The sequence below is a fragment of the Parafrankia sp. Ea1.12 genome (assembly GCF_900465275.1).
In the GTDB taxonomy this organism is placed as follows: domain Bacteria; phylum Actinomycetota; class Actinomycetes; order Frankiales; family Frankiaceae; genus Parafrankia; species Parafrankia soli.
In genome coordinates this window covers 1-2,544 of record NZ_UBIZ01000507.1, presented here as the reverse complement: position 1 = coordinate 2,544, position 2,544 = coordinate 1, and the positions used below count along the sequence as shown (strand labels likewise).

At 73.3% G+C, this 2,544-nt stretch carries 1 protein-coding gene; it reads left to right on the top strand.

Going from position 1 to position 2,544, the window contains the following annotated elements:
* Positions 1 to 196 precede the first annotated feature (196 nt).
* The coding region (locus FMEAI12_RS30020; RefSeq protein WP_112108685.1) for an HAD-IB family hydrolase at positions 197 to 2,544 on the top strand (2,348 nt) is incomplete at its 3' end.

The window sequence follows — 2,544 nt, the reverse complement described above, 5'->3', positions numbered from 1 at the left end:
GGTTCGGGGCGGGTCGGCGCGGGCCGGCGGCGTGGTCGGACCGGCGGTGACGGTAGGTTGCCCCTGATCTGGCAGCGTGCGTGTACACGCAGGTGACCGACGGGTTCGTTCGTGGACGGTCCGGTGTCGCCTACTGTTGCGCACCGGGCGTCCGTCGGGGACGCCGGTGGGGCTGCGGCGAGTGCGGAGGTGACCGGTGGGGCTGCGCGAGCGGCTCGCGGGCAGGCGTGTGTTCGTGACCGGGGTGACCGGGTTCGTCGGTGAGGCGCTGTTGGAGAGGCTGCTCTCGGAGTTCCCGGATACCCAGGTCGTGGCGCTCGTGCGGCCCCGGGGCAGCCATTCGGGGATGGCCCGGTTGGAGCGGATGACCCGTAAGCCGGCGTTCGCCGGGCTGCGGGAACGGTTGGGCCGTGAGGGGCTGGCGGCGCGGCTGGCGGCGCAGGTGCGGGTCATCGAGGGTGACCTGGCCAGTATGGGTGAGCTGCCCGCCGACCTGGACGTGGTGATCCACTGCGCCGGGGAGGTGTCGTTCGACCCGGCGATCGACGAGGGGTTCGCGACGAACCTGGGCGGGGTGCAGGAGCTGCTGCGCGCGGTGCGCGCCGCCGGGGCCCGTCCGCATCTGGTGCACGTGTCGACCGCCTATGTCGCCGGGTTGCGTTCGGGGCACATCGCCGAGGGCCGGCTGGCCCATGAGGTGGACTGGGCGGCGGAGCAGGCGTCGGCCGCGCGGGCCCGCCAGGCCGCGGAGGACGCGTCGCGTTCGCCGGAGAACTCGGCGCGGTTCCGCGAGCAGGCGGAGGCCGAGCATGTGCGGGCCGGCGCGCAGACGGTGTCGGCGCAGGCGGAGGCGGCGCGGCGGGCGTGGGTGGCGGCGCGGTTGGTCGCCGCGGGCTCCGAACGTGCGCAGGTGCTGGGCTGGACGGACGCGTACACGTTCACCAAGGCGTTGGGTGAGCGGTATCTGGAGGACTCCCACGGCGATCTGCCGTTGACGATCGTCCGCCCGTCGATCATCGAGAGCGCGCTGGCGAAGCCGTTCCCGGGGTGGATCGAGGGGTTCAAGATGGCCGAGCCGCTGATCCTGGCGTTCGGCCGCGGGGAGCTGCCGGACTTCCCGGCGTCCCCGGATGCCGTCGTTGACATCATCCCGGTGGATCTGGTCGTCAACGCGCTGCTGGCGGCGGCGGCGAGCCCCCCGCCGCCGGAGCGCCCGGCCTACTACACGGTGTGTTCGGGGTTCCGGAACCCGCTGCTGTTCCGTGACCTCTACGACTATGTGCGGGGCTATTTCCTGGCCGATCCGTTGCCGCGGCGGGGCCGCGGGCATATCGGGGTTCCCGAGTGGCCGTTCGCCGGGGCGGTGGCGGTGGAGGCGAAGCTGCGCCGCGGGGAGAAGGCGGTGGAGTGGGCGAACCGGGCGTTGGCGCACGCGCCGCGTTCGGAGCGGGTCCGCCGGCTGGCCGTCGACCTGGAACGTACCGAGGGGCGGGTGGCGTTCCTACGCCGCTACTCCGATGTGTACCGGGCGTACACGAAGGCCGAGCTGGTCTACGTCGATGACGCCACCGCGGCGCTGCACGCGGCGATGGACCCGGCCGACCAGGTCGATTTCGGGTTCGATCCGGCGTGTTTCGACTGGCGGCACTACCTGCAGGACGTGCACTGCCCGGCGGTGACGCAGGTGCTGCGCCGGCCGCGGGATGCCGCCCCGGCGCGGCGGATGGCCCGCAACCTCACCGCCGGTGAGGGGGTGCTGGCCGTGTTCGACCTGGACGGGACGTTGGTGTCCTCGACGGTGGTCGAGTCGTATCTGTGGCTGCGGCTGGCTGACGGCGACGTCGGGGAACGGGCCCGGGAGCTGGTGTCGCTGGCGCGGGCACTGCCGGGGTATCTGCGTGCCGAGCGCCGCGACCGGGGGCATCTGATTCGTTCGGTGTACGGCCGGTACGCCGGCGCCGACCCGGTGGAGCTGGCCCGGGTCGTCGACGAGGTCGCCGCCGATGTGGTGTTGCGGCGGGTGAAACCGGCGGCGGTGCGCCGCGTGCGGGAGCATCGCGCGGCCGGGCATCGCACCGTGCTGCTGACCGGGGCGGTCGATGTGCTGACCCGTCCGCTGGCGCCGTTGTTCGACGAGATCGTCGCGACCGGCCTGGAAGTCGGCGCGGATGGCCGGTACACGGGACGGTTGTTGTCGTCGCCGCTGGTCGGGGATGCTCGGGCGGCGTTCGTGGATCATTACGCGCGGCGCCGGGGGGCGGACCTGTCCGCGTCGTGGGCGTACGCGGACAGCCTGTCGGATCTGCCGATGTTGCGCACGGTGGGTAATCCGGTGGCGGTGAACCCGGATGTGGCGTTGCACAAGGTGGCGCGGGGGGCGGGCTGGCCGATCGAGGAGTGGCCGTCGACGCCGGGTGAGCCGCGGTTGATGGCCGCCAGCCGCGCCGAGCGGGGCCTGTTCGCCGCGGCGGCCCGCGCCCGGGTTGCCGCGGGCGGCCTGTCAGGGTCGGGGTCGGGTGGGAGTGGTGTTGTGCGGGTGGAAGG